Genomic DNA, 26331 nt, shown 5'->3' with positions numbered 1-26331 from the left:
GCGTGACCGACACCGCCACCTTGGCGGGCCTGGACCCCGCCACCCTGGGCGATCTGCTCAGGGTGGCCGGGGACCCCGGCTTCGACCGCTGGCAAGACCAGATCCGCCGCACCGGCGGCTGCGCCGACCCCATCCACCTCACCGGCGCCACCAAGACCGTGGACCGGGCCACCGGCACCGTCCTGCATACCTACACCACCGACGCCGAACCCGGCGGACGCCTCCGGCTCGCCTGCGGCAACCGCCGCGCCTCCCGCTGCCCCTCCTGCGCCTGGACCTACGCCGGAGACACCTACCACCTCATCCGCGCTGGTCTGACCGGCGACGAAGCCAAAGGCACCCCCGAGACCGTGCGGGACCATCCCCGGGTCTTCGCCACCCTGACCGCGCCGTCCTTCGGCCCGGTCCACAATCGCCCAAGCCATGGCCGGTGCCGCTGCGGCGTCCACCACCAGGACGACGCCCCCGAACTCGGCACCGCCCTGAATCCGGAGACCTACGACTACGCGGGCGCGGTGCTGTGGAACAACCACGCCGGACACCTGTGGCGGTACGTCACCATCTACCTGCCCCGGGAGCTGGCCAAGCGCGCCGGGATCACGCAGAAGGCACTCAAGGAACATCTCCGGGTGTCTTACGGCAAGGTCGCCGAGTACCAGAAGCGCGGCGCCATCCACTTCCACGCCGTCATCCGCTTCGACGGGCCCGCCGGCCCCGACACCGAACCCCCGGCCTGGGCCACCTACGACCTGCTCACCGACGCGCTTAACGCCGCCGCTACCCGCGCTGAGATCGTCCTCGACCCTGTCGGTGACCAGCCGGAAAGGGTCCTGCGCTGGGGTACACAGCTCGACGTCCAGCACATCGGCGCCTTCGGAGCCGGTGAGAACCTGACCGAACAGGCCGTGGCCTCCTACGTCGCCAAGTACGCCACCAAGGCCGCCGAGACCACCGGCACCGTCGACCGGCGCATCGGCGAACTGGCCGAGCTGGACAAGCTCCCCGACCTGCCCGGCCACACCCGCCGCCTCATCCGCGCCTGCTGGGACCTCGACGAGCTGTATCCCGACCGCAAGTTGTGGCAGTGGGCGCACATGCTCGGCTTCCGCGGCCACTTCTCCACCAAGTCCCGCCGCTACTCCACCACCCTCGGCGCCCTCCGCCAGGTCCGCGCCGACTACCGCGCCGCCCAGCAACGCACCGCCCTCGGCCTGCCCGACCCCGACGACCACCCCGAGGCCACCACGCTCACCGTCGCCCACTGGACCTACGCCGGACACGGCCACACCCCGGGAGAGACCTGGCTCGCCGCCCAACTCGCACGCGACATCAAGACCAACCGCGACACCGCCCGCGAAGCCTGCGCGGAACTCGACGACGAAGGAGACGACTGGTCATGACCGCTACCGTGATCGACAGGAAGTGGCACACCACGGCCGAAGTGGCCGCCATGCTCGGCTTCGGGCTGTCGAAGACCAAGATGCTCGTGCTCACCGGCGAAATCCGTTCGGTCAAGGTCGGCCGCAACCGTCGCATCTTGCCTGGCTGGGTCGATGAGTACGTCAACCGCTGTGCGACTGGCGCCGAAGGGTGGCCGGCATGAGCGGCAAGCGCGGCAACGGTGAAGGGTCCATCTACCCGTACAAGAACGGCTTTGCCGCGTACGTCTGGGTCACCACGCCGGATGGCAAGAAGAAGCGCAAGTACGTCTACGGGAAGACGCGGGACGACGTCCACGACAAGTGGATCAAGCTGCATGGAGAGGCGAAGAAGGGGCCGGTGGCCACCTCGTCACCGACCATCGCCCAATACCTCACATACTGGATGAAGGAAGTGGTGCAGCCTGATCTCAGGCCCAAGGCTGCCGAGACCTACGGCATGCACGTTCGCCTCTACATCACGTCTGAACTCGGGGCCAAACGGCTCGACAAGCTGTCCGTGCGCGACGTGCGGACGTGGATCAACAGGCTCCAGAACCAGTGCCAGTGCTGCGCTCAGGGCAAGGATGCCGCACGCCCCAGGGAGGACAAGAACCCCGCCCGCCGGCAGAAGTGCTGTGCGATCGGCCGGTGTTGTCAGCAGACCGTCTCTCGGCGCACTGTTCAGGATGCGCGAACCGTGCTGCGATCCGCGCTCAGCAACGCCATGCGGGAAGAGCTGATCTCGAAGAACGTCGCTGCTCTCGTCAAGGTGCGATCAGCCCGTACACAGAAGCCGAAGCCCTGGACTGTGGAAGAGGCCCGGACCTTCCTGGAAGCTGCTCGTGCGGCTGGTGATCCGCTGTACCCGGCGTACATCCTCGTCCTGGTGCTGGGGTTCCGTCGCGGTGAGGTGCTGGGGCTCACCTGGGACAGCGTGAACTTCGATACCGGGGAAATCACGGTGGAACGGCAGTTGCAGCGGGTGGCACGGAGGCTCGTCCATGACGAGACGAAGACCGAAGCATCGACCGCGATTCTGCCCCTTCCAGACATCTGCGTGGCGGCCCTTCAGCTCCGCAGCAAGGCCCAAGAAGCGGCGAAGCAAGCGGCCGGCGAACTGTGGACGGACTCCGGGTTCGTGTTCACCACGCGCTACGGCACACCGATCGAGCCGCGGAACTTCAACCGCGAGTTCACCGCCCGCACGACCAAGGCCGATGTTCGCAGGATCCGCCTGCACGACACCCGGCACACCTGCGGATCGCTCCTCGCCGCGCTCGACGTACACCCGCGGATCGCTATGCAGATTCTGCGGCACAGCAAGATCGCGGTAACCATGGAGATCTACACGCACGTGCCATCGGAGTCGACGCGAAAGGCACTGCGGAAGCTGGGCAAGCATCTCGGCAACCAGGCGGATCCCACGTAGTTGCTGTACTTCGCTGCTGTACGGCGTGAAAAAGCCCCCACCGGATCTCCCCGGCGGGGGCTTTGACGTGCTGTGGACCTGAGGGGATTCGAACCCCTGACCCCCTCGTTGCGAACGAGGTGCGCTACCAGCTGCGCCACAGGCCCTTGCGACGAGTGAAACTCTAGCATCTCGGTCGCGGTGCTCGGAAATCGCTTCCGGTGCTGGTCAGCGGAGGGCCGTCACTCGTTCGCCGCGCGCGGGCGGTCCTCGTTCTCGTACTGGTCGAAGAGCGGGGTGCGGCCGCGGGTGCGACGGCCGGGGTGGGTGGGGCGGTCCTGGGAGGGGGTGTCGGGCTGGGGGTGGTCGGGGGCGGCGCTGGAGCGGGCGGAGCTCCAGGCGTCCTCGGCGTCCAGGTCGACGTGGCTGGTGGCCCGGGGGGCGACCGGGGCCGTGACGTAGGTGGGCAGGGGGACCGGGACCGGGTCCCAGCTGCTGGTGGCGGGGCGCGGGCGTTCGCGTTCGCGCTGCTGGTCGACCCACTCGGCGTGGTCGGTCTCCTCGACCAGGGCGCGGCGGCCCGCGGTGTGGGCGGGGGTGGTGGCGCGGGGCGGTTCCGGGGCGGCGTCGGCCGGGGCGTCAGCGCGGACGTCGGCCGGGTGCTCGTCGGCGGGCGGCTGGTCGGCAGCCTGCTGAGGGCGGGGCCTGCCTTCCCGCAGTCGCTGTGCTGCCGCCTCCGCCTTGCGCCGGTCCATGGTGAAGATGAAGCGCCGTCGCTCCTGGGCGCGCAGGTAAATGATGTAGGCGGTCAGGAGGAGGGCGGGGAGGGCGGGGGCCCAAAGGAAGGGGAGGCCGCCGACCGCGGCGACGATGGCGCCGGCGGTGAAGGTGAGGAAGAGGACGGTGGTGGTGCGCCGGCGGCGGGCGAGGACCTTGGCGCGCTTGGTCCGCTCGGCGGCGGAGGGGCGCGGCGGGGCGGCCTGCACCCGGGTGTGGGGAGCCTCGGCCATGGCTGCCGCAGCGGGGTCGCCGAAGACCCGGGCGGCGGCCTCGCCGGCCGGGGCGTCCGGGTCCACGTCGTCGCCCGCATCGTCGGCGGGGTACTCCCCGTGCGCCTTGTCGTAACGCCGCTGCATGGCCGCCCGTCCGGACAGCAGCCGGATGGCGGTGCTGAAGCGCTCGGTCGGACGGGCCTCGTTGAGCTCGTCCTGCCTACGGAGCCACATCGGCACCAAGTAGGCGGCCCAGGCCCCGACGATGACTGCGTAGATGAGGCCGCTGCTTCTCACAACTCACACGGTAGAGGGGTTTGCATGGGGCCATCCGCCAATTGAGCCGGTGTGTCGCACGATCTGGCTGATATCTCGAACTTTTTTGTGATGGTAGAGATCAGCACCTCCCCCCCGTCCGGTCCATCAGGGAATGCATTCGAACATTTATTTTATTTGTGGGGTGTGCCGGGAGTACTGGGCTTCTCCCGGCGCCAGCGGTTGAGCAGGCCTTCGGGCACTTCTTCCGCGGTGAGGGCGAAAACCAAGTGGTCGCGCCAGCCGCCGTCGATGTGGAGGTAGCGCGGGCGGATGCCCTCTTCGCGGAAGCCGAGCTTTTCGACCACCCGGCGGCTGGGGACGTTCTCCGGGCGAATGCAGACCTCGATGCGGTGCAGTCCCACGGACCGGAAGCAGTGGTCGACGGCGAGCGCCACGGCGGTCGGGATGACGCCATGGCCGGCGACTTCCCGGTCGACCCAGTAGCCGATGTGGCCGGAGCACATGGAGCCCCAGGTGATGCCCGCGACCGTCAGCTGGCCGACGAGCCGGCCGCGGTACTCGACGACGAACGGGAGCATCCGGCCGGCATGCGCCTCGCCGCGGAGATGGCGGACCATCTGACGGTACGTGGGGCGGTGCGGCGGGACAAGGCCGGGCGGGGGCGGCGGGACGGTCGCTTCCCAGGGGCGCAGCCAGTCGCGGTTACGACGGTTGACCTCGCGCCAGGCCCGTTGGTCGCGCATCTTTATCGGCCGGAGGGTGACGTCGTTGTCCGTGAGGACCACGGGCCAGGGCGCGTTCAGCTCGGGCTCCCGGACGGTCCGGGGTGGTCGCCGCCGCGGATCTGGTCGACGGCGTGCGGCAGGAGGTCGGCGAGGACGGCGAGGCCGTCGCGGACTCCGCCGGAGGAACCCGGGAGGTTGACGATCAGGGTCGTACCGGCGATGCCCGCCAGTCCCCGGGAGAGCGCGGCGGTGGGGACCTTCGTACGGCCGGCGGCCCGGATCGCTTCGGGGATGCCGGGGATCTCGTGGTCCAGGACCCGGCGGGTGGCCTCGGGGGTGCGGTCGGTGGGCGTCAGGCCCGTACCGCCGGTGGTGAGGATGACGGCGTAGCGGGCAGCGGCGACGGCGTCGCGCAGGGCGGCTTCCACCGGGTCGCCGTCCGGCACCACCTGCGGGCCGTCGACCTCGAAGCCCATGGCGGCCAGGCCCTCGGCGAGCAGCGGGCCGCTCCGGTCGGCGTAGACACCGGCCGCGGCGCGGTTGGAGGCGGTGACGACCAGAGCGCGGGCAGGGCTCACGACCGGCTCCAGTCGCCGGACTTGCCGCCGGTCTTCTCCTCCACGCGGATGTCGGAGATCACCGCGGCCTTGTCGACCGCCTTGACCATGTCGACGACGGTGAGCGCGGCGACGGAGACCGCGGTGAGCGCCTCCATCTCGACGCCGGTGCGGTCGGTGGTCTTGACCGTGGCCGTGATCTCGACGGCCTCGTCGGTGAGGGAGAGGTCCACCGTGACGCCGGAGACGGCCAGCGGGTGGCAGAGCGGGATCAGCTCGGGGGTGCGCTTGGCGCCCATGATGCCGGCGATCCGGGCGGTGGCCAGGGCGTCGCCCTTGGGCATGCCCTCGCCCCGCAGCAGCTCGATGACCTGCGAAGAAACCAGGACGCGGCCGCGGGCGGCGGCCGTGCGGGCGGTGACGTCCTTCGCGGAGACGTCGACCATCCGCGCCGCGCCCGCCGCGTCGAGATGGGTGAGGTGTTGCTGGCCGCTGCTCATCGTTCTCCCGGTACCCAAACTGCCGCCTGTGGGACGACACCGTACCCCCGGCGGCAGCGGGCTATCCGAGGAGGACGACCTCCACCTCCGCGCCCGCGGCGACCTCGGTGGTGTCCTCGGGGACGATGATCAGCGCGTTGGCGTGCGCCATGGCCTTGATCAGGTGGGAGCCGGCGCCGCCGACGGGGGTGACCGTGCCGGCGTCCGCGTCGTAGGAGCCGCGCAGGAACTGGCGCCTCCCCCGGGGCGAGGAGGCGAGGGTGTCGGTGCACCGGGCGGAGGTGGTGGGGCGGTGCACGTCGGGCAGGCCCATCAGGGCGCGGATGGCGGGGCGGACGAACAGCTCGAAGGAGACGTACGAGCTGACGGGGTTGCCGGGCAGCGCGAGGAGCGGGATGCGGTCGGGGCCGATGAGGCCGAAGCCCTGGGGCTTGCCGGGCTGCATGGCGAGCGTGCGGAACTCGACCGTGCCCCCCGCGAGGGAGGAGCCGTCGGGCTCTGTCGCGGACAGGGCAGTCAGGGTCTCCTTGACCACGTCGTAGGCGCCGACGCTGACGCCGCCGCTGGTGACAAGGATGTCGGCCCGGATGAGCTGGTCCTCCAGGGTGGAGCGGAGGGTCTCGGCGTCATCGGCGACGGCGCCGACGCGGTAGGGGATGGCGCCGGCGGCGCGGGCGGCGGCGGTGAGCTGGAAGCTGTTGGAGTCGTGGATCTGGCCGGGGCCCAACGCCTCGCCGGGCTGGACCAGTTCGCTGCCGGTCGACATCACCACGACGCGGGGGCGGGGGTGCACCTTGACCGTGCCGCGGCCGATGGCGGCGAGCAGGCCGATCTGGGAGGGGCCGAGCACCGTGCCCGCCCGCAGGGCCGGCTCGCCTTCGGTGGCGTCGCTGCCGCGGGCGCGGATATGGGCGCCGGCGGCGGCCGGGCGGTGGATGCGGACCTCGCCGCCGGCGTCCTGGGGGGCGGCGCTGTGGGCGCGCATCGCGGCGGCCGGTCCCTCGCCCGCGCCTCCGTCGGTCCATTCGACGGGGACGACGGCCTCGGCGCCGGGCGGCAGCGGGGCACCGGTCATGATGCGGGCGGCCTGGCCGGGGCCGACCTCGGGCGGCTCGCCGCTGCCCGCCGCGACATCGCCGATGACGGTGAGGGCGACCGGCGCCTCGTCCGTGGCGCCCGCGACATCGGCGGCGCGGACCGCGTAGCCGTCCATGGAGCTGTTGTCGAAGGGCGGCAGGGCGACGGGGACCGTGATGTCCTCGACCAGGACACAGCCCTGGGCTTCGAGGAGCTGCAGCTCGATCGGGTCCAGCGGGACGATCTTCGCCAGGACGTCGTCGAGATGCTCGGCCACCGACCAGACACGGTCGGGGTGGCGGGTCCGGCCGGTGGCGTTGTTCAACGTCTTACATCTCCTCGGTGACGTAACTGCGCAGCCAGGTCCGGAAGTCCGGGCCCAGGTCCTCACGTTCGCATGCCAGTCTGACAATGGCACGCAGATAGTCGCCGCGGTCGCCGGTGTCATAGCGGCGGCCCTTGAAGACCACGCCGTGCACCGGACCGCCGAGGGAGGGGTCGGCGGCCAGCGCCTGGAGGGCGTCGGTGAGCTGAATCTCGCCGCCGCGTCCCGGGGCGGTCTTGCGCAGCACCTCGAAGACGGCCGGGTCGAGGACGTAGCGGCCGATGATGGCGAGGTTGCTGGGCGCCTCTGCCGGGTCGGGCTTCTCGACCAGGTCGGAGACGACCACGACGTCGTCGTCTTCGGTGGGGGCGGCGGCCGCACAGCCGTAGAGGTGGATCTGCGCCGGGTCGACCTCCATGAGGGCGATGACGGAGCCGCCGTACTGCTCCTGTATCTCGACCATGCGCGCCAGCAGCGGGTCACGGGGGTCGATCAGGTCGTCGCCGAGGAGGACCGCGAAGGGCTGGTCGCCCACATGCGGTGCGGCACACAGGACCGCGTGGCCCAGGCCCTTGGGATTGCCCTGCCGTACGTAGTGCATGGTCGCCAGGTCGCTGGACTCCTGCACCTTGGCGAGCCGGGACTCGTCACCCTTGCGGTGCAGGGCCTCTTCGAGCTCGTAATTGCGATCGAAGTGGTCCTCGAGCGGGCGCTTGTTGCGGCCGGTCACCATCAGCACGTCGGAGAGTCCGGCGGCGGCCGCCTCCTCCACCACGTACTGGATGGCGGGCTTGTCGACTACCGGGAGCATCTCCTTGGGGGTGGCCTTGGTGGCGGGGAGAAACCTGGTGCCGAGGCCGGCTGCGGGGATGACAGCCTTGCTGATCCGTGTGTGCGATGGGGTCATGCGCGACACCATAACCGGCCCTGTCGGAACGATGATGAGGGTCTGGCGAAGAGAGCACGAGAGCGGGAGCAAGGGCACACGGTGAGCATGGATCACGAGAGAAAGCGCAGGTTGCGGCAGGATCTCCTGGAGGTGAGGAGGGCGTTGCCGGCGGATGTCGTCGCCGCGACGGGCGAGGCGCTGGCACGGAGGGCGCTGGAGCTGGACGAGCTGGCCGCGCCCGTCCCCCCGCGGCCCGGCCCCCCGCCGACCGTCGCCGCCTATGTCTCGATAGGCGGCGAGCCCGCCACCCGCGCCCTGCTCGACCGGCTGCGGGCGGCCGGGGTGCGGGTGCTGCTGCCCGTCCTGCTGGCGGACAACGATCTGGACTGGGCGCTCTACGAGGGCGCCGGGCGGCTCGTACGGGCCGGCCGGGGGCTGCTGGAACCGGACGGGCCCCGGCTGGGCCCCGAGGCCGTCACGGCGGCGGATGTGGTGCTGCTGCCGGGGCTCGCGGTGGACCGCGCCGGGCTGCGGCTGGGGCGCGGCGGCGGCTCCTACGACCGGGTGCTGGCCCGGCTGGAGCGGGCCGGGGCGCGGGCGTCGCTGGTGGTGCTGCTCTACGACGCGGAGGTGCTGGCCGAGGTGCCGGCCGAGCCGCACGACCGGCATGTGCATGCCGCGGTGACCCCGTCGGCGGTGCACCGGTTCACGGCGCCGGGGGCCCGTACGGAGGGCTGAAGCGGGCCCCCTACGGGCGGTCCGGGAGCCGGCGGCCGGAGCGGAGCCGGGAAGTGCCGCGGCCGGAGCGCGGCCGGAAAGGCGTCGGGCGGGCCGGAGGTCTCCGGCCCGCCCGGTGGCGCAGCGATCACCTGACGGCGGCGGGAGCGCCGCCCGCCCCTACGGCGACAGGGTCAGCGTGTCCTTGCCCGCCTTCTTGACGGCGTTCTCGCTGTATGCCCAGGGCAGCAGCTCGCCCTTGGCCCACTTGTCGGTCTGGTCGTAGTAGTGGGCGTCGTAGGCGTGCCCGGAGGCGCCGGTGAGGTTGATCCAGCGGGACTTGTCGAGGTCGGCGAGGTTGACCACCATCCGCATCGACGGGACCCAGGTGACCTGGTAGCCGCCGGCGGCGTTCCAGCCGGTGGCGTCGACCGCGGCCTCACCGCCGCCGACGTTCCAGGGGCCGCGGTTGAACAGGCCCTGCAGGATGCCGGGGCCGTCGGTGCCCAGGGTCTGGTTCTTCAGGAACATCTGGTGGAGGCGGCCCCAGCTCCAGTTGTCGATGTTCTTGCCCAGCTTGGAGGTCAGCTCGTAGCGCGCGTCCTTCATGGCGTGTGCCAGCAGCTGGTCGCGGTTCTTGTCGCCGGGGTGGCCGGGCCGGTCCTCGGTCTGCCACCAGGCGTTGTTGGGGTCGTCCAGGATGCCGCGGACGACCTCGTACCAGCGGTCGCCGCCGTCGGGCTGGGCGGTGTCGCCGGCCCGCTCGCCGCACTCGCGGATGTACTTGTCGTTCTCATCGGCAGGGCCGGTCTCGTCGGCCGGGCGGACGGTCAGGCACTGTCCGTCGGGGCGCAGCTCCTTGGGCATCTTGTTGCCGAAGGCGAGCTTGAGGGTGTTGCGCCAGACGGCGTTGAAGTAGGCGGCCGCGGCGGAGTCGGGCTCCTGGGTGAAGTCCCAGCCCTCCAGCAGCTGCTGGGCGTCGCGGACGTACTTGTCCTTGATGTCGATCTTCGTCAGATAGGGCGTCAGCAGCCGGGCGATCTCGCTGCTGTTGTCCTTCTGGAAGGCCTGCATGTCGTCGGTGGAGACCTTCCCGCCGTCCTGGATCTTCGACTCGATCAGGTCGTTGATCCGCTGGCTGCGGGAGCCGTAGCCCCAGTCCTTGGTGAGGAGGTAGGGGTACTTCTCGTCGGTGACGGCCTGGTTGGCGGTGACGATGTAGCCGCGCTGGGGGTTGTACTCGTACGGCAGGGCCTTTTGCGGGATGTAGCCGGTCCACTGGTACCTCGGGTCCCAGCCGGGCGCCGGGTAGGTGCCGTCGAAGTGGCCGTCCCCCTTGCCGCGCACCGGGATCCGGCCCGGGGCCTGGTAGCCGATGTTGCCCTTGGTGTCGGCGTAGATCAGGTTCTGGGAGGGGACCTCGAAGTGGGCGGCGGCCTTGCGGAAGCCGTTCCAGTCCTTGGCGCGGTTGAGTTCGAAGACGCCGTCCATGGACTTGCCGGGGTTCAGCGCGGTCCAGCGCAGCGAGACGGCGTAGCCGTCGCCGCGGTCCGGTGCGGTGTTGCCGACCGGGGCGTCCTTGCCGACGTTGGCCATTTCGCCGTCGCGGTCGGAGACGATCGGCCCGTTTTTGGTGGACCGGACGGTGATCTCGCGGCTGTCGCCGTCGGCGACCTTGATGGTCTCCTTGCGGGTTATGAAGGGCTGCTGCTTGTTGTCGTAGAGGTAGCCGTTGGCATTGACCTTCTCCAGGTAGAGGTCGGTGACATCGGCGCCCAGATTGGTCATGCCCCAGGAGATGTCCTGGTTGTGGCCGATGACGACGCCGGGCATACCGGAGAAGGTGAAGCCGGAGACGTCGTAGTTGCACTTGGGGCCGGTGGTACGGCAGTGCAGGCCCATCTGGTACCAGAGCGAGGGCATCTGCGGTGCCAGGTGCGGGTCGTTGGCGAGCAGCGGTTTGCCGGTGGTGGTGTGCGCGCCGGAGACGACCCAGGAGTTGGAGCCGATGCCGTTGCCGTTGGGCCCGAGCAGGGCCGGGACCTTGTCGAGCGTCTTGGACAGCGAGGACAGCTGCGACTGCAGGCCCGCGGTCGCGCCGGCGGGGGTGGCATTCGCCGAACCCTTGGGCGAGAACTTCTTGGTGGCGGGGTCGACCGTGCCGCCCTCGACGATCGGCCTGTGCCGCTTGTACGGGTACGCCGGGTAGAGCTGGGCGATCTGCGCCGGGGTGAAGCGGCTGGTCATCAGGGAACGGTCGATCTCCTCCTGCATGTTGCCGCGGAGGTCCCAGGCCATCGCCTTGAGCCAGGCCACCGAGTCGACCGGCGTCCACTTCTCGGGCTTGTAGTCGTTCTGGAAGTCCAGCGCCGCGTACTCCAGGGACACCGCCGAGCCCTCGTGGTCCTTGAGGTAGCCGTTGACGCCCGCGGAGTAGGCCTGGAGGTACTTCTTGGTGCTGGGCGACAGCTGGGTGTCGTACTCCTTCTGTGCCACCTCGTGCCAGCCGAGGGTGCGCAGGAACGAGTCGGTCTTGACCTGGCTCTTGCCGAACATCTCCGAGAGCCGGCCGGCGGTCATGTGGCGCCGTACGTCCATCTCCCAGAAACGGTCCTGGGCCTGGACGTACCCCTGGGCGCGGAAGAGGTCCGCGTCGGTGTCGGCGTAGATCTGCGGAATGCCGTTGGCGTCGCGGACGACGTCCACGGGGTTGCTCAGACCCGGGAGTTTGAGCGAGCCGGTGGTCTGCGGGAGCGAGGCGCGGACGGTACTGACACCCCAGAACGCGCCGAAGCCGATGCCCGCCACGAGCAGCAGCACGACCGTGATCGCGACGAGACGGCCGCGCCGCCCCTTCTTTTTCCTGGGGACTGGGCCGGACTTGTTGGCGGGCATCTCTGTCCTTCGAGGGGCAGGGTGGGCGTGCTGGAGCAACCATAGGCGCACGGGTTCGGCGACCCCTATGCGGAGTCACCGCCAGCACCTTCAACCTTCAAGCAATGGTAAATTGTTAGTCTCAGTAACTAGATACGGTAAGGAAAGACCTCCGGAACCCGTGCGAGGAAGGACCAGCTCCTGTCTGTCGACCACCTCAACGAACTCCTGCTGATCTGCTCGCTCGTACTGCTCATCGCGGTTGCCGCAGTACGGCTCTCCTCGCGCAGCGGGCTCCCCAGCCTGCTCATCTACCTGGGGATAGGCATCGCCATAGGGCAGGACGGCCTGGGCGGCGTCGTCTTCGACAACGCCGAGCTGACCCAACTCCTCGGCTATACCGCGCTGGTCGTGATCCTCGCCGAGGGCGGCCTGGGCACCAAGTGGAAAGAGATCAAACCGGCGCTGCCCCGGGCGGTGGCGCTGTCGACGGTCGGCGTCGCGGTGAGCGTGGGGGTCACCGCGGCCGGAGCGCACTATCTGGCCGGGCTGGACTGGCGCCAGGCGCTGCTGATCGGCGCCGTGGTCTCCTCCACGGATGCCGCGGCCGTCTTCTCCGTACTGCGCAGCGTGCCGCTGCCGGCCCGGCTGACGGGTGTACTGGAAGCCGAGTCCGGCTTCAACGACGCCCCCGTGGTCATCCTCGTCGTCGCCTTCTCCACCGCGGGACCGGTCGAACACTGGTATGTCCTGCTCGGCGAGATCGCCCTGGAGCTGGCGATCGGCGCGGCCGTCGGACTGGCCATCGGCTGGCTCGGCGCCTACGGCCTGCGGCATGTGGCGCTGCCGGCGTCCGGTCTGTACCCGATCGCCGTCATGGCCATCGCGGTCTCCGCCTACGCGGCCGGGGCGCTGGCGCACGGCTCGGGCTTCCTCGCCGTCTATCTGGCCGCGATGGTCCTCGGCAACGCCAGACTGCCGCACGCGCCGGCCACCCGCGGCTTCGCCGAAGGCCTCGGCTGGATCGGCCAGATCGGCATGTTCGTGCTCCTCGGCCTGCTGGTCACCCCGCACAACCTGCTCGACGACTTCGTGCCCGCGCTGCTGATCGGCATGATCCTCACGCTCGTGGCCCGGCCGACGTCCGTCTTCCTCGCGCTGCTGCCGTTCCGGGTGCCCTGGCGGGAGAAGACCCTGCTGTCCTGGGCCGGGCTGCGCGGCGCGGTGCCGATCGTGCTGGCCACCATCCCGATGGTGGGCGAGGTCCCCGGCAGCGAACGGGTCTTCAACATCGTCTTCGTCCTGGTCGTGGTCTACACCCTCGTCCAGGGGCCGACCCTGCCCTGGCTCGCCAGGCGGCTGCGGCTCGGCGACGGCGAGGAGGCCGCGGACCTGGGCATCGAGTCGGCGCCCCTGGAGCGGTTGCGCGGCCATCTGCTGTCCACGTCCATCGGTCCGGCCTCCCGGATGCACGGCGTCGAGGTCGGCGAACTACGGATGCCCGCCGGCGCCGCGGTCACCCTCATCGTCCGGGACGGCTCCAGTTTCGTGCCGTCGCCCGCGACGGTGCTGCGGCGCGGCGACGAGCTGCTGGTGGTCGCCACCGACCCGGTGCGCGACGCGGCCGAACGGCGGCTGCAGGCGGTCTCCCAGGGCGGCAAGCTGGCCGGCTGGCTGGGCACGGCCGGCCCCTCGGGGCGGCGGGGCCACCGCCCCCACTGACGTCCGGCCGGGCCCGCCCGGAGCGGGCAATGTGCGGCAAATCTCCACGGATCCCAAGGAAATTCACGTGAAGCCCTGGCCTATCCCAGGGCTTCACGCGTGGCGGCCTGTACTATAAAAACGCAACATCGACGAACCAACTCTGCCTGATGCAGAGCTGGCGCGACCGCTCGGCGGCCGCGGTCCCCCTGCCACGCGCAGCCACCTTCCCCGGTGCGGACCACGCGGTATCACTCGGTCCTGCGCGAGAGGACAGCTCTCGGCGCGTACCCGTGAGGACCTCGTGGGTGGCGCGCTACCAGGCGGCAGAAAGGCCCGGCCGTGGCATCCGCGGTCAAGGACTCCCGTTCCGGTTACGGACCACTGCTCCGCACCCCTGGTGCATGGACATTCCTGCTGCCCGGCTTTCTGGCCCGGCAGCCCTTCGCCATGCTGACGATCGGCATCGTGCTGCTCGTCGAATCCACCACCGGCTCGTACGGCACCGCGGGCGCGGTGTCCGCCGCGACCGGTGTCTCGATGGCCCTGTTCGCCCCGCAGAGCGGCAAGCTCGCCGACCGCTTCGGCCAGCGCGCGGTGCTGATCCCCGGCGTCCTGGTGCATGTCACCGGCGTCCTGGCCCTGATCGCCCTCGCCCTCACCCACGCCCCCCTGTGGGCGCTGTTCGCGGTGGCCGTCCCCACGGGCGCCTCGACGCCTCAGGTCGGCCCGATGGTGCGGGCCCGCTGGGCCTCCCGGCTCGGCGGCAGCCCGCTGATGCCGACGGCCGCCGCCTTCGAATCGGTGACCGACGAGTTCACCTTCGTCGTGGGCCCGGTGCTGGCGACCGCGCTGTGCACCGGCATCCACCCGGCCGCCGGGCTGGTCGCCGAGGCCGCGCTGACGCTGGCCGGCGGGCTGCTGTTCGCCTCCCGCAAGCGCAGCCAGCCGCCGGTGCACCGGCACGGGGCCGGCGGCCGGCCGCGCGTCTCGGCGCTGTCGGTGCCCGGCGTACGCGTCCTGATCGTGGCATTCCTCGGCATCGGCGCCGTCTTCGGCGGCATGCAGGTCTCGCTGACCGCCTTCACCCAGCACATCGGGCAGCCCGGCATCAACGGTGTGCTCTACGGGATCTTCGCGGGCGGCAACATGCTCGCCGGAATCGTCTGCGGCGCCCTGGCCTGGAAGGTCGGCCCCCGGCGCCGGCTGCTGGTCGCCTACGGGCTGCTGGCGCTGGCCACCACCCCGTTGTGGGCGGTCACCGCGGTGCCGCTGCTCGGCGCGGTCGGCCTGGTGGTCGGCCTGTGCATCGCCCCGGCGCTGATCACCGGCTACACCCTCGTGGAGTCGCTGGTGCCGGCCGCCGCCCGTACCGAGGCCTTCACCTGGCTGACCGGCGCGGTCGCGCTCGGCCAGGCCGCCGCGGCCACCTCCGCCGGCCAGCTCGCCGACCGCTTCGGGCCGAGTACCGGGTTCCTGGTGCCGCTGGCCGGTACGACGCTGGCCCTGACGGTGCTGCTGGCGCTCCGCGCCCACCTGCTGCCGCGCACGCCGGCCGGGCCCGCCGAGGCCCCCGATCACGGCGTGGACACCCCGTTCCCGGCCGCCTCCGACGACCGGGAACGGGAGCTGGCGCGCGCCTGAGCGGACGTGGAGTCGGTCACCGTCCGCCGGTCACGGTGGACTGGCGGGCGGGAATACTGCAATATGGAGCGTCGTTAGCACTCATCGAGTGAGAGTGCCAGGAGGAAGACAAGTGCCGACCTACCAGTACCAGTGCACCGAGTGCGGCGAGGGCCTCGAGGCGGTGCAGAAGTTCACCGACGATGCGCTCACGGAGTGCCCCGCCTGCAACGGACGCCTCAAGAAGGTGTTCTCCGCGGTCGGCATCGTCTTCAAGGGCTCCGGCTTCTACCGCAACGACAGCCGCGGCTCGTCGTCCAGCAGCAGCCCCGCGAAGAACTCCTCCGCGTCGGGCACGACGTCCTCGTCGGACTCGTCGGGCTCCTCGTCGGATGCGTCGAGTTCCTCGTCCGGCAGCTCGGACACCAAGTCCTCCGCCCCGGCCGCCGCGTCGTCCTCCGGCAGCAGCTCGGGCACCAGCTCCGCAGCCTGACCCGCAGCACTTCGGGCCCCGCCGTCACCGACGGCGGGGCCTGCTGCGTCTTACGGCTTCCGCTGTGCCTTAGGGCTTCCGCCGCGTCCTGCGACTCTCGCCGTGCCTTGCGGCTTCCGCTGTCCCTTACGGCTCTCGCCGCGCCTTACGGCTTCCTTTCGCCTCCGCGACCCGGCCGCCTCCGGCCGCCATGCCCCGATAGTGTGACCGGCATGGCTGACGCGGAGATTGGCGTTATCGGCGGATCGGGTTTCTACTCCTTCCTCGACGACGTGACCGAGATCACGGTGGACACCCCCTACGGACGCCCCAGCGACTCGCTGTTCCTGGGGCAGATCGCCGGCCGCCAGGTCGCGTTCCTGCCCCGGCACGGCCGCGGCCACCACCTCCCGCCGCACCGCATCAACTACCGCGCCAACCTGTGGGCGCTGCGCTCGCTGGGCGTACGCCAGGTCCTCGCCCCGTGCGCGGTCGGCGGCCTGCGCCCCGAATACGGCCCCGGCACGCTCCTGGTCCCGGACCAGCTCGTCGACCGCACCAAGGCCCGTACCCAGACCTACTTCGACGGCGAGCCGCTCCCCGACGGAAAGATCCCCAACGTCGTCCATCTGACCTTCGCCGACCCGTACTGCCCCGCCGGGCGGCAGGCCGCCCTCACGGCGGCCCGTGGCCGGGACTGGGAGCCGGTCGACGGCGGCACCCTCGTCGTCGTCGAAGGCCCCCGCTTCTCGACCCGCGCCGAGTCGCGCTGGCACGCCGCGCAGGGCTGGTCGGTGGTCGGCATGACCGGCCACCCCGAAGCCGTCCTGGCCCGCGAACTGGGCCTGTGCTACGCGTCCTTGGCGCTGGTCACCGACCTGGACGCGGGCACCGAGACCGGCGACGGCGTCTCCCACGAGGAAGTCTTCCGGGTCTTCGCCGAGAATGTGGGCCGGCTGCGCGAGATCCTGTTCGACACCGTCTCCGCGCTCCCCGACAACGCCGCCCGCAACTGCCTGTGCACCGAGGTCCACACCGGCTGGGACCTGGGCATCGACCTGCCGTAACGGCCCGGCGGATGGCCCGGCGGATGGCCCGGCGGATGGCCCGGCCTCCCCCTTCCGGGTGGCCGGGTTGTCCACAGGGACGGGGCCGTCCACAGCCCGGAGCGGGCCGGTGCGGATTCCGGCACGGTGGTGAGCACCGATTCGTCCGAAGCCCTCACCACAGGCGGTGCCCACCATGCCCCGTGCCTCGTCCGTTCCCCCTCCCTACGCCTATACCGGCCCCGGCCCCGGCCTCCTACCCCCTCCGCTCCCCGCTCCCCCGCCCTGTGAAGTGCCGCACTTCGCTCCCGTACGAGCCGGCGGCGGCCGGGGCCGTGACGGACGGGGCGGGCGGCGGCGCATGCTGACCGCCGCCCTGGCGATGACCGCCGCAGTACTGGCCGGCGGGGCGTCGTACGGTGCCGTACGAGCCGCTCCCGCCCCGGGCTGCCCGTCGGCAACGGCCGCGGGAGGGCGGTAACCGATGCTCCAAGATCAAGTGGCATCTGCCTTCCCCGCACGCGAGACTGCTGCGGGTGGCGGGGCATCCGCCGCGCGCCAATGGGGGCGCGCCCACCGCACCGGTACCGCGGTCCATGCCCACGGCGTCCGTCGGAAAGACGCCCTCCGCCGGACGCGCACCGACGCTCCGGCCGACCGCGGGTTCATGGTCCACGACTGGACACCTCCACCCCGCCCTGACGTAAATTGCGGTGCTGATTGTTGGTGCACCATCCGTAGTGAGCGTGGAAAGAGGCTGTCTGGTGAGCGAGAGCAAGGGCGTCCTGCAGGGATTCAAGGAATTCCTGATGCGCGGCAACGTCATCGAACTCGCGGTTGCGGTCGTCGTCGGTGCTGCCTTCACGAACATTGTGAACGCAGTGGTCAAGGGCGTGATCAACCCGATCATCGGCGCGCTGGGCTCGCAGAACCTCGACAACTACAAGGCCTGTCTCACCGAGTGCCACGCGGACAAGAAGACCGGCGCATTCACCGACGGCATCTACATCCTGTGGGGCTCGGTGCTCAGCGCCGCCCTGACCTTCCTGATCACCGCCGCGGTCGTCTACTTCCTCATGATCCTTCCGATCAACAAGTGGAAGGAACGCCAGGCGGCCAGGAAGCCGGTCGACAACGCCCCCGTCGACCCGACCGAGGTCGAGCTGCTCATCAAGATCCGCGATGCACTGCTCGCGCAGCGCAACGGCTCGCCGTCCGTGCCCTATCGCCACACGGGCACCATCGGCACACAGAAGACTCAGGAGTAGCAGCAGGCGCCGACGGCGGCCGGTCCGCGCCGCCCTCTCGCCTCGCTCAGAGGTGGTGGGGCGGCTTTTCGTCGAGGAAGCGCGCGAGGTCGGCGGCGCTGTCACTGCCGTTCGGGCGCTCGCCCCAGCCACGGTCGGTGTCGTCCGAGGACTGCTGGTTCAGCGGGTCGTCGAAGATCAGCCTCGCTGCGGGCTTGGGGGCCGGGCGCGCAGCCGGCGAAGGCGCGGGGGCCTGCGCGGCCTCGGACGCGTCCTGGGACGTGGGGGCCGACTCGGGTTCGGGGGTGGTGCTCACCCCTCCAGGGTACGGGCGCGCCGGGCGCGGTCGCCGGTCAGCACGGGCTCACGGCGCCCTCTCCCCCGTAGGCCGCCGCAGCGTGGCGCCGCCCCCCGTGCACGTTCCACCGGCGGACGGCGGCCGCGGGAGATGCCAGAGCCGCAACGGCCTGGCACCAGCGGCCTTCCCTGCACCGGTCCCCCGCCGGTCAGGGGTGATAGAGCTGCCGGGCGCGGACCGCATCGAGGGAGCCGTCCGCACCGATCCGCAGGAAGTGGTCCACCTGCCACGCCTGTGCACTGCTGGCCTGGCGATTGGTCGTCTCGACCCACGGCGGGTAGATGCGGAACGCCCGCTTTCCGCCCGAGCCGTTGCGGGAAACGATGCCCCGTTCACCGAGCACGTCCCGCGGAAAGACGAAGTGCCCGAACTCCCGGCCCTGGCGGCAGCTGATGACGAAGAGATCGACCGGGTCCGCGGAGTCGAACGGCTGAATGGGCCCGCCGGGGCTCCGCTTCCACACCGTCACGAACTGACCGACCTTCGTCGGGGTCGTCTTGGCCACCCGGAACCTGACGGCGGAGCCGTCGAGCGTGAATTCATGGGCCGCGTACTCGGCGCTCTCCGCTTCGGGCACCGGCCGCGAGCAGATGAACCCACACGGGTCGTACACCTGCGTCTTCGCCGCGAGAAGGTCCTCATGCAGCGATGCCCCACCCGCCCAACGCTCGGGATCTGCGGGGCGGTGTTCCGAAGAGTCCGCGGGATGTGTCGCCATTGCGCCATCGTGCCATTGCCGGCCGTGGTGCAGGTCGGCGGGATACCTGTGCTCACGCGGGCCGGCCGGCCGACCTGGCCGGCGGCGCCGTACCGCCCGCCTGAACGCCCGCCTGAACGCCCGCCGCAGCAGGGGCTCTTGTCCTCGCCTGCTAACGCCCCTTGTCGTGGGTGGGTATGGGGTGCGGGCGATGGCCGTCCTGGGGACGGGTCGGCGGGCCCTGAGAGGCGTGGCTGCGCCTGAAGGGCCGGTTCCGGTCGGTGCCGGGCAGGGGGTGGCGGGGGTGTGCGTACTCATGGCGGGCCATGGGACAGCAGCCTTTCCGGTCGGGGGAGGGTGCGGCGGCCCGGTCGGAGAAATCGACGGGCGGCCGGTTCATTGACCCGGGCGGTAGGGCGGTGGGCGACACCGAGAGTGCGGAAGGGGGCGGTGAGCACGGCATCGGGGCGCAGTGCGGGACGGACGTTCCGCCGCATGCGGCTGCCCAGGGCGTGGGCGACGATCAGGAGAAGCGCACCGGCCGGGCCCACCGGCGCCGCGTGAACCACCGGTGACCTCGGCCGCGGCGGCGCCAGTGGTGCTGCCGGGTCCGCGGCCGGGAGAGGTGAGGTAGATAGGACAGATGAGACATCTGATGGCGGTGGCACGCACTCCACGCTAGGCACTGGTGGGGCACATGGCCCGTTCTGTGGCCTTAGTGGGTGATGGTGCCGGAGTGGGTGATGGTGCCGCCCTCGCTGGCCCCTCTGGCCTTGCTGGCCCCGCTGTCCCTTGCTAACCCCTCTGGCCTCGCTGGCCCCTCTGGCCTCGATGCCCTCTCGCGGGGCGCGGTTGTGCTTCCCGTCGGAGAGGTCGGTGGGTGCGGGGCCGCGATGTTCCGAAAGGGGCGGCCTGCGGGCCGCATCTCCCCTTACGGGGCGGGTCGAGTGCCGCATCCCGTCAGGGGGCACCGGCCTCGTCTCCCACCGGCAGGAGAGAGGCACGTCTCCCACCAGCGGGAGACGGCCGTGGTTTCTTGCCGGCCGAGGGCCGCGCCTCCCCTGGTTGGGCGTGGGCTCCGGGACCGTAACTGCGGGTGAGCGCGTGCGGTGCCGCGGGTGCGAGTCAGTGGCTGAAGGGCCGGGGCTGGGGTCCGCGAGCGCGGATCAGTGGCTGCGAGGTCTGCGGCTCGGGTCCGTGGCTGTGAGTCCGGGGCCGTGAGTCGGGGGCTGTGAGTCCGGGGCTGTGGGAGGCCTCTCCCAGGGCAGTTGTTGTCAGCGGGTGGCGGTCCGGGGGCCCAGTGCTTCGTGCCACCACAGGTCGCGGCCGGGCTTCCAGGAGACCGGCCGGGAGCAGCGGTTCACCACCAGCACGGTGCGGTCCGGCACGCCCCCCGAGGCCGCGCCCCGGGCCAGTGCGTGGTCGAGCAGCGCCTTCACCGGCCGTACTGCCCCGTCCCAGAACGCCGCATCGGCTGTGATCAGCACTCGGGCCGAGGACTCACGCGTCCGTGCGACCAGTTCGGGCACCGTCAACGAGACCGGCAGCGTGGTGCGTATCGCATCCAGGCGGCCGCAGGCGAGCGTGGCGATCACCGACTCGGGCACCAGCGGCAGATGCACCGCGACCCGGTCACCGGGCCGGACCCCGAGGCGGGTGAGCGCGGCGGCGGCCCGCTCGGCCTGGTCGAGGAGCATGCCGTGCGTCAACTCCTCGTGGCGTCCGGGCTCTCCGCTCCAGGTGAGGGCGATCCGTGACGCCTCCGGTTCCTTCACGTACCGGGCGTCATCTGCATACTCTGAGGTCATACTGCGCAACATGCGGATCAGGATGTAGATCATCGATCAACGTTCGCTGAACGTCCGCTGTATGAGGCCTGCGCCCGCCCCGCCCGCACCCCGCGCGGCATCACCCACGCCGGGCCTCTCCGGCTCACCCCAGCGGACTCCACCGCCGCATCGCGGGAGTTCCCGCTTCACCGCACCAGGCCGACCGCACCATGTCCTTCGGCCACGCGCACCGGCTCCTCCGGCCGTATGCGCCTGCCCCCAGGCTTACTGCCCCTTTCCGGCGCGGCCCATCCTCCTCCCCGCCCTCCTTCTTCCTTCCTTCTGCTTCCTTCCACCTTTTACGTTTTCTCTGACGGCCACGGCGCGGGTCGCCCTCACCTCACCCGGACGGGCGGACGGGCGGACGGGCGGAACCGGGAGTCGCGCCCACCCGTCTCTGGTCGCCTTGCCGCTCCCTGCCGGGCCCTCGCCGGGTTCTCGTGTGCCTACCGGGAAGCGTGTGCGTATTGGGGGCGGACCGGAAGGCGTACGCCGTCGGTCGGGCCGGCGCGGTCGGGACGTCGGCCCACCGGGCCGCGCACTCAGGCCACGCCCGCCGCCAACGCCTGGTATCCGCCCACCACATCGCACACCTCACCGAACCCGTGCGCCTCCAGCAGTGCCGCCGCGATCACCGACCGGTTGCCACTGCGGCAGTACAGGACCACCGGGCGGGCCGGGTCCAGTTCATTGATGCGATGCGGGAGTCCGGCCAGCGGGATGTTGCGGGCGCCGGGGAACGCGCCCGCCTCGTACTCGGCCGGATTACGGACGTCGATCAGCTGGATACCGGACGAGTGGCCGCCATCGGGCTTCCGGGCATCGGCCGGCCGTCCACCGGGCAACTCGTTCTGCGACGGTGACGGCGGCAGCGACGGCGACGGCGGCAGCGGCAGCGGCAGCGGCAATTCGTCGTGGCGCACGCGGTGGCTGCGCCGGGCGAGGGCGGGCATGGCGTCCAGCACGGCGGCCGGGTCGGGCAGATGGCCCAGGACGCGGTCGTAGCCGATACGGGCGAGGCGGAGGCGGGCCTCCTGCTCCGTTCCGGGGTCGGCGAGCAGCACGATGGGGGTGCCCGGGGCGACCACGCTGCCGGCGTACTCCGCGAAGCGGGTGTCCAGGCTCGTGTGGAGCGAACCGGCCAGATGCGCCCGGGTGTAGGCGGCCAGCGGGCGGCAGTCGAGGAGGGCGGCGCCCTGCCGGTCGCGGGCCGCGAGCGCCTCGTCCAGGGTGAGGGCGACCGGCGGGCCGGGCTCCAGGGGAGGGTGGCCGTCGCGGTTGAGGGCCGCGTCGTGCGCGAAGTAACCGGGGGTGGCGGGCTGTCCCGCGGTGACCAGGCGGACGAAGTCGGCCGCCGGCATGGGCTGCAGGGCGTAGTTGAAACGGCGCTGGTCGCCGATGGTCGAGCTGGTCTCGGTGGAGAGGTTGCGGCCGCAGGCAGAGCCGGCGCCGTGTGCGGGAAAGACCCGGGTCGCGTCCGGGAGGGTCAGGAGTTTGGAGTGCAGGGAACGGTGCAGACGGGCGGCCATGTCCTGCGGGGTGTGCCCGGCGGAGGAGAGCAGGTCGGGGCGGCCGACATCGCCGACGAAGAGAGTGTCGCCGGTGAGCACGCCGAACGGCACCTCGTCATCGGGGTGTTCCCGGATGACCAGACAGATGGATTCAAGGGTGTGGCCGGGGGTGGCAAGAACGGTGAGGGTGACCCCCTCCCCGTCGTCCACTCCGAGCGAGAGGCGCTCGCCATCCCGTAACCGCCGTATGGGGAAGCCGGTTTCGGCGGCTTCGCCGAAGGCGATGGCGGCGTCGGTGGCCCGCGCGAGTTCGAGGTGGCCGGAGAGGAAGTCGGCGTGGATGTGCGTCTCGATGACGAGTTCGATGTGCAGGCCGGCGGCTTCCGCGTCGTACAGGTAGTCGTCAACATCGCGGCGTGGGTCGACGAGGACGGCGCGGCCGGTGGTCTCGTCGCCGATCAGATACGAAGCCTGGGAGAGGCAGTCGAGGTAGTACTGCACGAAGTGCACGGTCGGCCTCCAGGGGTGCGCGGGGCCCGTGCGCGGCGGCTGGAGCCCGCTCGGGCGGAGTGCGTTGTGCGGATGCACGGATGTACGTACATTAGGTAGCCGGGGGGCGGCGCGACAAGCCGGGGCCGCCTGCCCGGCACCCATGTGACGTCACATCAGGCGAAGGCGCGTGGACTCGCGTCCGGTGTCACACGTGACAAGGCAGCAGGCGCCCCTTGCGACTTCGCGCCAAGGGGCACGCATGACCTCACCCCGGCTGACTCGGCGTCACCAACTGCACCACCAACCGCACCACCAAACGGACCGCCGTCCACCCCGTTACGCCCGCGGAGGAACCCACCATGACGACCGAGCCGCCGGACGGCGCGCACGGCCCGCGTCCCCTGGACCGGCGCTCGCCGCTGCCCCTGTGGGCGCAGCTCTTCGCCGATCTGCGCCGCCGGATGGAAGCCGGCGAATTCAGCGCGGAGTTCCCGGCCGAGCACCGGCTCACCGGCGAGTACGAGGTCAGTCGGCACACCGTCCGTGAGGCGCTGCGCAAGCTGCGCGCCGACGGCCTGGTGATCGCCGAACGCGGCCGCACCAGCCGGCTGGACACCCGTCGCATACAGCAGCCGCTGGGCTCGCTCTACAGCCTCTTCCGCGAGCTGGAGGGCCAGGGGGTGGAGCAGCGCAGCGAGGTGCTGCGGCTGGAGCGGACCGTGGACGGGACGATCGCCGGGCAGCTGGGGCTGGTTCCGGATGCGCCACTGGTCGTGCTGGAGCGGCTGCGGCTCGCGGACGGCGAACCGCTCGCCCACGACACCGCGTATCTGCCCGCCGAGGTCGCCGAGCCGCTGCTGAACACGGACTTCGGGCACACCTCGCTCTACGGCGAGCTGACGCGGCGCTGCGGGGTGAAGGTCACCGGTGGCCGGGAGCGGATCCAGCCGTTCCTGCCGGACATCCGGCAGGCCTGGCTGCTGGGTCTGGCAGACCGCGAGGCGGCGTTCACCATCGAGCGGCTGGGGCGCGCCGGTGAACGGCCGGTGGAGTGGCGCGAGACGGTGGTCCGCGGCGACCGGTTCGCCTTCGTCGCGGAGTGGTCCGACGAAAGCCCGGCCGTCGCCCTTGCGCCGCGGGCCTCATGTCCGTCCTCATAGCCGCCGCGGCGCTGCCCTGCGGACTGCTGATCGGTCTGCTGCTGGGCGCGCTCGGCGGCGGGGGTTCGGTGCTGGCGGTGCCCGCGCTGGTCTATCTGCTGGGGCAGTCGCCGCACGAGGCGACCGCGGGCGCGCTGATCGTCGTCACGGTCGGCGCGGTGACCGGGCTGGTCTGCCATGCCCGTGCCGGACGGGTCCGGTGGGCGGCCGGTGCGGTCTTCGGGGTGCTCGGTACGGCCGGCAGCTATCTCGGCTCCCGGTGGAGCGCGGCGCTGGACCCTGCGATGTTGATGGCGGCGTTCGCGGGTCTGCTGCTCGTGGTGGCGGCGATGCTGGTGGTGCGGGGACTGCGTGAATGGCGGGTGGCGGCGCGTGGCGGCGGCCCCTTGCGGGAGGCCGCGGGGAGCGTGTCGCTGGAAGAGCCCACGGGGAGCGCGTCCTTAGGGGATTCCGCAGGGGATTCCGCAGGGGGTCCCGCAGGGTTGTTTTCCGCTGGGGATTCCGCAGAGGCTTCCCCTGGGGATTCCATTGGGGCTGTGCCCTTACGGGACCTTGTGAAGCCGGTGGCCTTACGGGATCCCGCACAGACCGCACCGACCGCACCGACCGCACAGTCCTCACTTCCCGCACAGCCCGCACAGCCTGCCCGCCGGGTCCGTTCCGCCCGCCCCACCCGCCCCACCCGCCCCCTCCGGTTCGCCATGACCGCCTCCGCCGTCGGGCTGCTCACCGGTTTCTTCGGGGTCGGCGGCGGCTTTGTCGTCGTACCGGCCCTCACTCTGGTTCTGGGCCTGGAGATGCCGGTCGCGATCGGCACCTCGCTCCTCGTCATCCTCATCAACTCCCTGACGGCACTGGGCACCAGGGCGGGCACCGGAGCCCTGGACTGGCCGCTGCTGGCGGGCTTCGCGGCCTGCGCGGCGGTCGGCAGCCACCTCGGGAACCGCCTCACCACCCGCCTGCGCCCACAGACCCTGACCACGGCCTTCGCCTGTCTCGTCACCGTCCTGGCCATCTGTATGGCGGCCACCGCCCTGCCCCGCCTCTGGGCCCCCTGACCCACCCCGGGGCCCACGGCTCCCGCCCCTCGGCCGTCCACCACACCCTCGCCCTTGTCCACCGACCCATCAGGAGGAGCACATGACCCCCGCACCCGCCGCCCCGTCCCACCACCAGGTCCTCATCGTCGGTGGCGGCACCGCAGGCATCACCGTCGCCGCCCGGCTACGCCGCGCCGGAATCCGGGACATCGCCCTGCTGGAACCCTCCGAGACGCACTGGTACCAGCCGCTGTGGACGCTGGTCGGCGGCGGCCAGGCACCACTGCGCGCCTCGCTGCGCACCGAGGCGGACGTCATACCGCCCGGCGTGCGCTGGCTGCGCGACCGCGCCACCGCCGTCGACCCGGCCGCCCGTACCGTCACCACCGCGTCCGGCCGGGTCCTCTCCTACGGGCGGCTGGTCCTCAGCCCCGGCCTGCAGCTCGACTGGGACGGAGTGCCCGGCCTGTCCGCGGCCCTCGGGCACGGCGGGGTGAGCAGCAACTACCGGCCCGATCTCGCGCCGCTCACCTGGGACTTGATCCGCCGGATGCGCAGCGGCACGGCCGTGTTCACCATGCCGTCCGGGCCGGTGAAGTGCGGCGGCGCCCCGCAGAAGATCGCGTATCTGGCGGCCGACCACTGGCGCAAGCGCGGGGTGCTGGGCGCGATCCGCACCATCCTGGTGCTCCCGGAGCCCGCGATGTTCAAGGTGCCGGTCTTCTCCCGCGCGCTGACGGAGACGGCCCGGCGGTACGGCATCGAGGTGCGGCTGAGCTCCGAGATGACCCGGCTCGACGGCGCGGCGCGCGAGGCGGTGATCACCGATCACACCACCGGCACGGCCGAGACCGTCCGCTACGACCTGCTGCACGCCGTACCGCCGCAGCGCGCCCCCGAATGGCTCGCCGACGGCCCGCTTGCCGACCCCGACTCCCCGTACGGGTACGTCAAGGCCGACCGGGAAACCCTCCAACACCCCGACTTCCCCCAGGTGTTCGTCCTCGGTGACGTCGCCAACCTCCCGACGTCCAAAACGGGTGCCGCGATCCGCAAGCAGGCCCCGGTCGTCGTCGCCAACCTCCTCGCCGGACTGCGCGGACGCCCCGCCACCGCCCGCTACGACGGCTACACCTCCTGCCCCCTGGTCACCGCCCGGCACAAGATGCTGCTCGCCGAGTTCGACTACGACCTGCGGCCCACCCCGTCGATCCCCTTCATCGACACCACCCGCGAGCGCACCGACATGTGGTTCCTCAAGCGCTACGGGCTGCCGCAGCTCTACTTCAAGGGGATGCTCAAGGGGTTGGCCTGAGCCCGCCGACGGCCGCACGCGGCGGGGCCACCGGCTCCGCCACCGCGTCACCCCTCAGGGGCCACCGCGCCCCTGA

The 26331-nt window shown here is 71.3% G+C and carries 23 protein-coding genes and 1 tRNA gene; 12 read left to right on the top strand and 12 right to left on the bottom strand.

Annotated features, from left to right (window positions below):
• The first annotated feature begins 2 nt into the window (after window positions 1–2).
• From repSA to ACWGJY_RS00640, 3 genes are read left to right on the top strand one after another with little or no spacing between them, the layout of a single operon-like run.
• Window positions 3–1400, top strand: coding sequence for a replication initiator protein RepSA (gene repSA / locus ACWGJY_RS00650; RefSeq protein WP_453258609.1), 1398 nt, complete (start codon window positions 3–5; stop codon window positions 1398–1400).
• Window positions 1397–1603, top strand: a complete 207-nt coding sequence (locus ACWGJY_RS00645; protein ID WP_453258608.1) for an excisionase family DNA-binding protein — start codon at window positions 1397–1399, stop codon at window positions 1601–1603. Before repSA ends, ACWGJY_RS00645 begins: the two co-directional genes overlap by 4 nt.
• Window positions 1591–2850: a site-specific integrase gene (locus tag ACWGJY_RS00640; RefSeq protein ID WP_453258607.1), complete on the top strand. Its 1260-nt coding sequence runs from the start codon at window positions 1591–1593 to the stop codon at window positions 2848–2850. The genes ACWGJY_RS00645 and ACWGJY_RS00640 overlap by 13 nt, the downstream gene beginning before the upstream one ends.
• Before the next feature lie 73 nt (window positions 2851–2923).
• Here ACWGJY_RS00640 and ACWGJY_RS00635 read toward each other — a convergent pair.
• The 7 genes from ACWGJY_RS00635 to galU all read right to left on the bottom strand — a co-directional run bounded on the left by ACWGJY_RS00635 (window position 2924) and on the right by galU (window position 8191).
• Window positions 2924–2996 (bottom strand) — tRNA-Ala (locus ACWGJY_RS00635).
• 75 nt (window positions 2997–3071) lie between these two features.
• Entirely contained in the window at window positions 3072–4118 is a 1047-nt protein-coding gene (gene sepX, locus ACWGJY_RS00630; protein WP_453258606.1) for a divisome protein SepX/GlpR, read from the bottom strand.
• 152 nt (window positions 4119–4270) lie between these two features.
• Window positions 4271–4885: a GNAT family N-acetyltransferase gene (locus ACWGJY_RS00625; RefSeq protein ID WP_453258605.1), complete on the bottom strand. Its 615-nt coding sequence runs from the start codon at window positions 4883–4885 to the stop codon at window positions 4271–4273.
• A gap of 14 nt (window positions 4886–4899) precedes the next feature.
• Window positions 4900–5403 carry a MogA/MoaB family molybdenum cofactor biosynthesis protein gene (locus ACWGJY_RS00620; RefSeq protein ID WP_453258604.1) on the bottom strand — a complete coding sequence of 168 codons (504 nt, stop codon included), beginning with the start codon at window positions 5401–5403 and terminating at the stop codon, window positions 4900–4902.
• Window positions 5400–5882 (bottom strand): cyclic pyranopterin monophosphate synthase MoaC, encoded by a 483-nt coding sequence (moaC, locus tag ACWGJY_RS00615; protein WP_453258603.1) that lies wholly within the window; start codon window positions 5880–5882, stop codon window positions 5400–5402. The genes ACWGJY_RS00620 and moaC overlap by 4 nt, the downstream gene beginning before the upstream one ends.
• A gap of 61 nt (window positions 5883–5943) precedes the next feature.
• On the bottom strand, window positions 5944–7284 hold the full coding sequence (glp, locus tag ACWGJY_RS00610; RefSeq protein ID WP_453258602.1) for a molybdotransferase-like divisome protein Glp: 1341 nt from the start codon (window positions 7282–7284) through the stop codon (window positions 5944–5946).
• A gap of 4 nt (window positions 7285–7288) precedes the next feature.
• Complete coding sequence (galU, locus tag ACWGJY_RS00605; protein WP_453258601.1) at window positions 7289–8191, bottom strand: UTP--glucose-1-phosphate uridylyltransferase GalU; 903 nt, start codon at window positions 8189–8191, stop codon at window positions 7289–7291.
• Between the two features lie 87 nt (window positions 8192–8278).
• On the opposite strand from galU, the gene ACWGJY_RS00600 reads away from it, so the two are divergent.
• Window positions 8279–8911, top strand: coding sequence for a 5-formyltetrahydrofolate cyclo-ligase (locus tag ACWGJY_RS00600; RefSeq protein WP_453258600.1), 633 nt, complete (start codon window positions 8279–8281; stop codon window positions 8909–8911).
• A gap of 159 nt (window positions 8912–9070) precedes the next feature.
• Here ACWGJY_RS00600 and ACWGJY_RS00595 read toward each other — a convergent pair whose 3' ends face one another.
• A complete protein-coding gene (locus ACWGJY_RS00595) occupies window positions 9071–11785 on the bottom strand; it encodes a penicillin acylase family protein (RefSeq protein WP_453258599.1) in 2715 nt (904 codons plus the stop codon).
• Between the two features lie 180 nt (window positions 11786–11965).
• Here ACWGJY_RS00595 and ACWGJY_RS00590 point away from each other — a divergent pair, with 180 nt between their 5' ends.
• The 5 genes from ACWGJY_RS00590 (at window position 11966) to mscL (ending at window position 17874) form a co-directional block, all read left to right on the top strand.
• Entirely contained in the window at window positions 11966–13486 is a 1521-nt protein-coding gene (locus tag ACWGJY_RS00590) for a potassium/proton antiporter (protein ID WP_453258774.1), read from the top strand.
• A 321-nt stretch (window positions 13487–13807) separates the two neighbouring features.
• Window positions 13808–15109 (top strand): MFS transporter, encoded by a 1302-nt coding sequence (locus ACWGJY_RS00585; protein WP_453258598.1) that lies wholly within the window; start codon window positions 13808–13810, stop codon window positions 15107–15109.
• Window positions 15110–15221: 112 nt separating this feature from the next.
• Window positions 15222–15581, top strand: coding sequence for an FmdB family zinc ribbon protein (locus tag ACWGJY_RS00580; protein ID WP_453258597.1), 360 nt, complete (start codon window positions 15222–15224; stop codon window positions 15579–15581).
• A gap of 212 nt (window positions 15582–15793) precedes the next feature.
• Entirely contained in the window at window positions 15794–16627 is an 834-nt protein-coding gene (locus ACWGJY_RS00575) for an S-methyl-5'-thioadenosine phosphorylase (protein ID WP_453258596.1), read from the top strand.
• Window positions 16628–17370: 743 nt separating this feature from the next.
• Window positions 17371–17874 (top strand): large conductance mechanosensitive channel protein MscL, encoded by a 504-nt coding sequence (mscL, locus tag ACWGJY_RS00570; protein WP_453258595.1) that lies wholly within the window; start codon window positions 17371–17373, stop codon window positions 17872–17874.
• Between the two features lie 46 nt (window positions 17875–17920).
• On the opposite strand, the gene ACWGJY_RS00565 is transcribed toward mscL, so the two are convergent.
• The 4 genes from ACWGJY_RS00565 to ACWGJY_RS00550 all read right to left on the bottom strand — a co-directional run bounded on the left by ACWGJY_RS00565 (window position 17921) and on the right by ACWGJY_RS00550 (window position 22758).
• Window positions 17921–18169 carry a hypothetical protein gene (locus ACWGJY_RS00565; RefSeq protein ID WP_453258594.1) on the bottom strand — a complete coding sequence of 83 codons (249 nt, stop codon included), beginning with the start codon at window positions 18167–18169 and terminating at the stop codon, window positions 17921–17923.
• 190 nt (window positions 18170–18359) lie between these two features.
• Window positions 18360–18929 carry a MepB family protein gene (locus tag ACWGJY_RS00560; RefSeq protein WP_453258593.1) on the bottom strand — a complete coding sequence of 190 codons (570 nt, stop codon included), beginning with the start codon at window positions 18927–18929 and terminating at the stop codon, window positions 18360–18362.
• 1253 nt (window positions 18930–20182) lie between these two features.
• Window positions 20183–20716, bottom strand: a complete 534-nt coding sequence (locus ACWGJY_RS00555) for an AMP-binding protein (protein WP_453258592.1) — start codon at window positions 20714–20716, stop codon at window positions 20183–20185.
• Between the two features lie 563 nt (window positions 20717–21279).
• The gene (locus ACWGJY_RS00550) at window positions 21280–22758 is read right to left on the bottom strand and encodes an MBL fold metallo-hydrolase (protein ID WP_453258591.1); all 1479 of its coding nucleotides are present in this window, start codon (window positions 22756–22758) and stop codon (window positions 21280–21282) included.
• Between the two features lie 341 nt (window positions 22759–23099).
• On the opposite strand from ACWGJY_RS00550, the gene ACWGJY_RS00545 reads away from it, so the two are divergent.
• The 3 genes from ACWGJY_RS00545 to ACWGJY_RS00535 all read left to right on the top strand — a co-directional run bounded on the left by ACWGJY_RS00545 (window position 23100) and on the right by ACWGJY_RS00535 (window position 26255).
• Complete coding sequence (locus ACWGJY_RS00545) at window positions 23100–23900, top strand: GntR family transcriptional regulator (protein WP_453258590.1); 801 nt, start codon at window positions 23100–23102, stop codon at window positions 23898–23900.
• Window positions 23885–24958 (top strand): sulfite exporter TauE/SafE family protein, encoded by a 1074-nt coding sequence (locus ACWGJY_RS00540; RefSeq protein WP_453258589.1) that lies wholly within the window; start codon window positions 23885–23887, stop codon window positions 24956–24958. The genes ACWGJY_RS00545 and ACWGJY_RS00540 overlap by 16 nt, the downstream gene beginning before the upstream one ends.
• An 82-nt stretch (window positions 24959–25040) precedes the next feature.
• A complete protein-coding gene (locus ACWGJY_RS00535; protein ID WP_453258588.1) occupies window positions 25041–26255 on the top strand; it encodes an FAD-dependent oxidoreductase in 1215 nt (404 codons plus the stop codon).
• Window positions 26256–26331 lie beyond the last annotated feature (76 nt).

Source organism: Streptomyces sp. NPDC054765, assembly GCF_053612065.1.
Note: the sequence above shows the minus strand (reverse complement) of the source record. Positions and strands in the feature narration are given on the sequence as shown.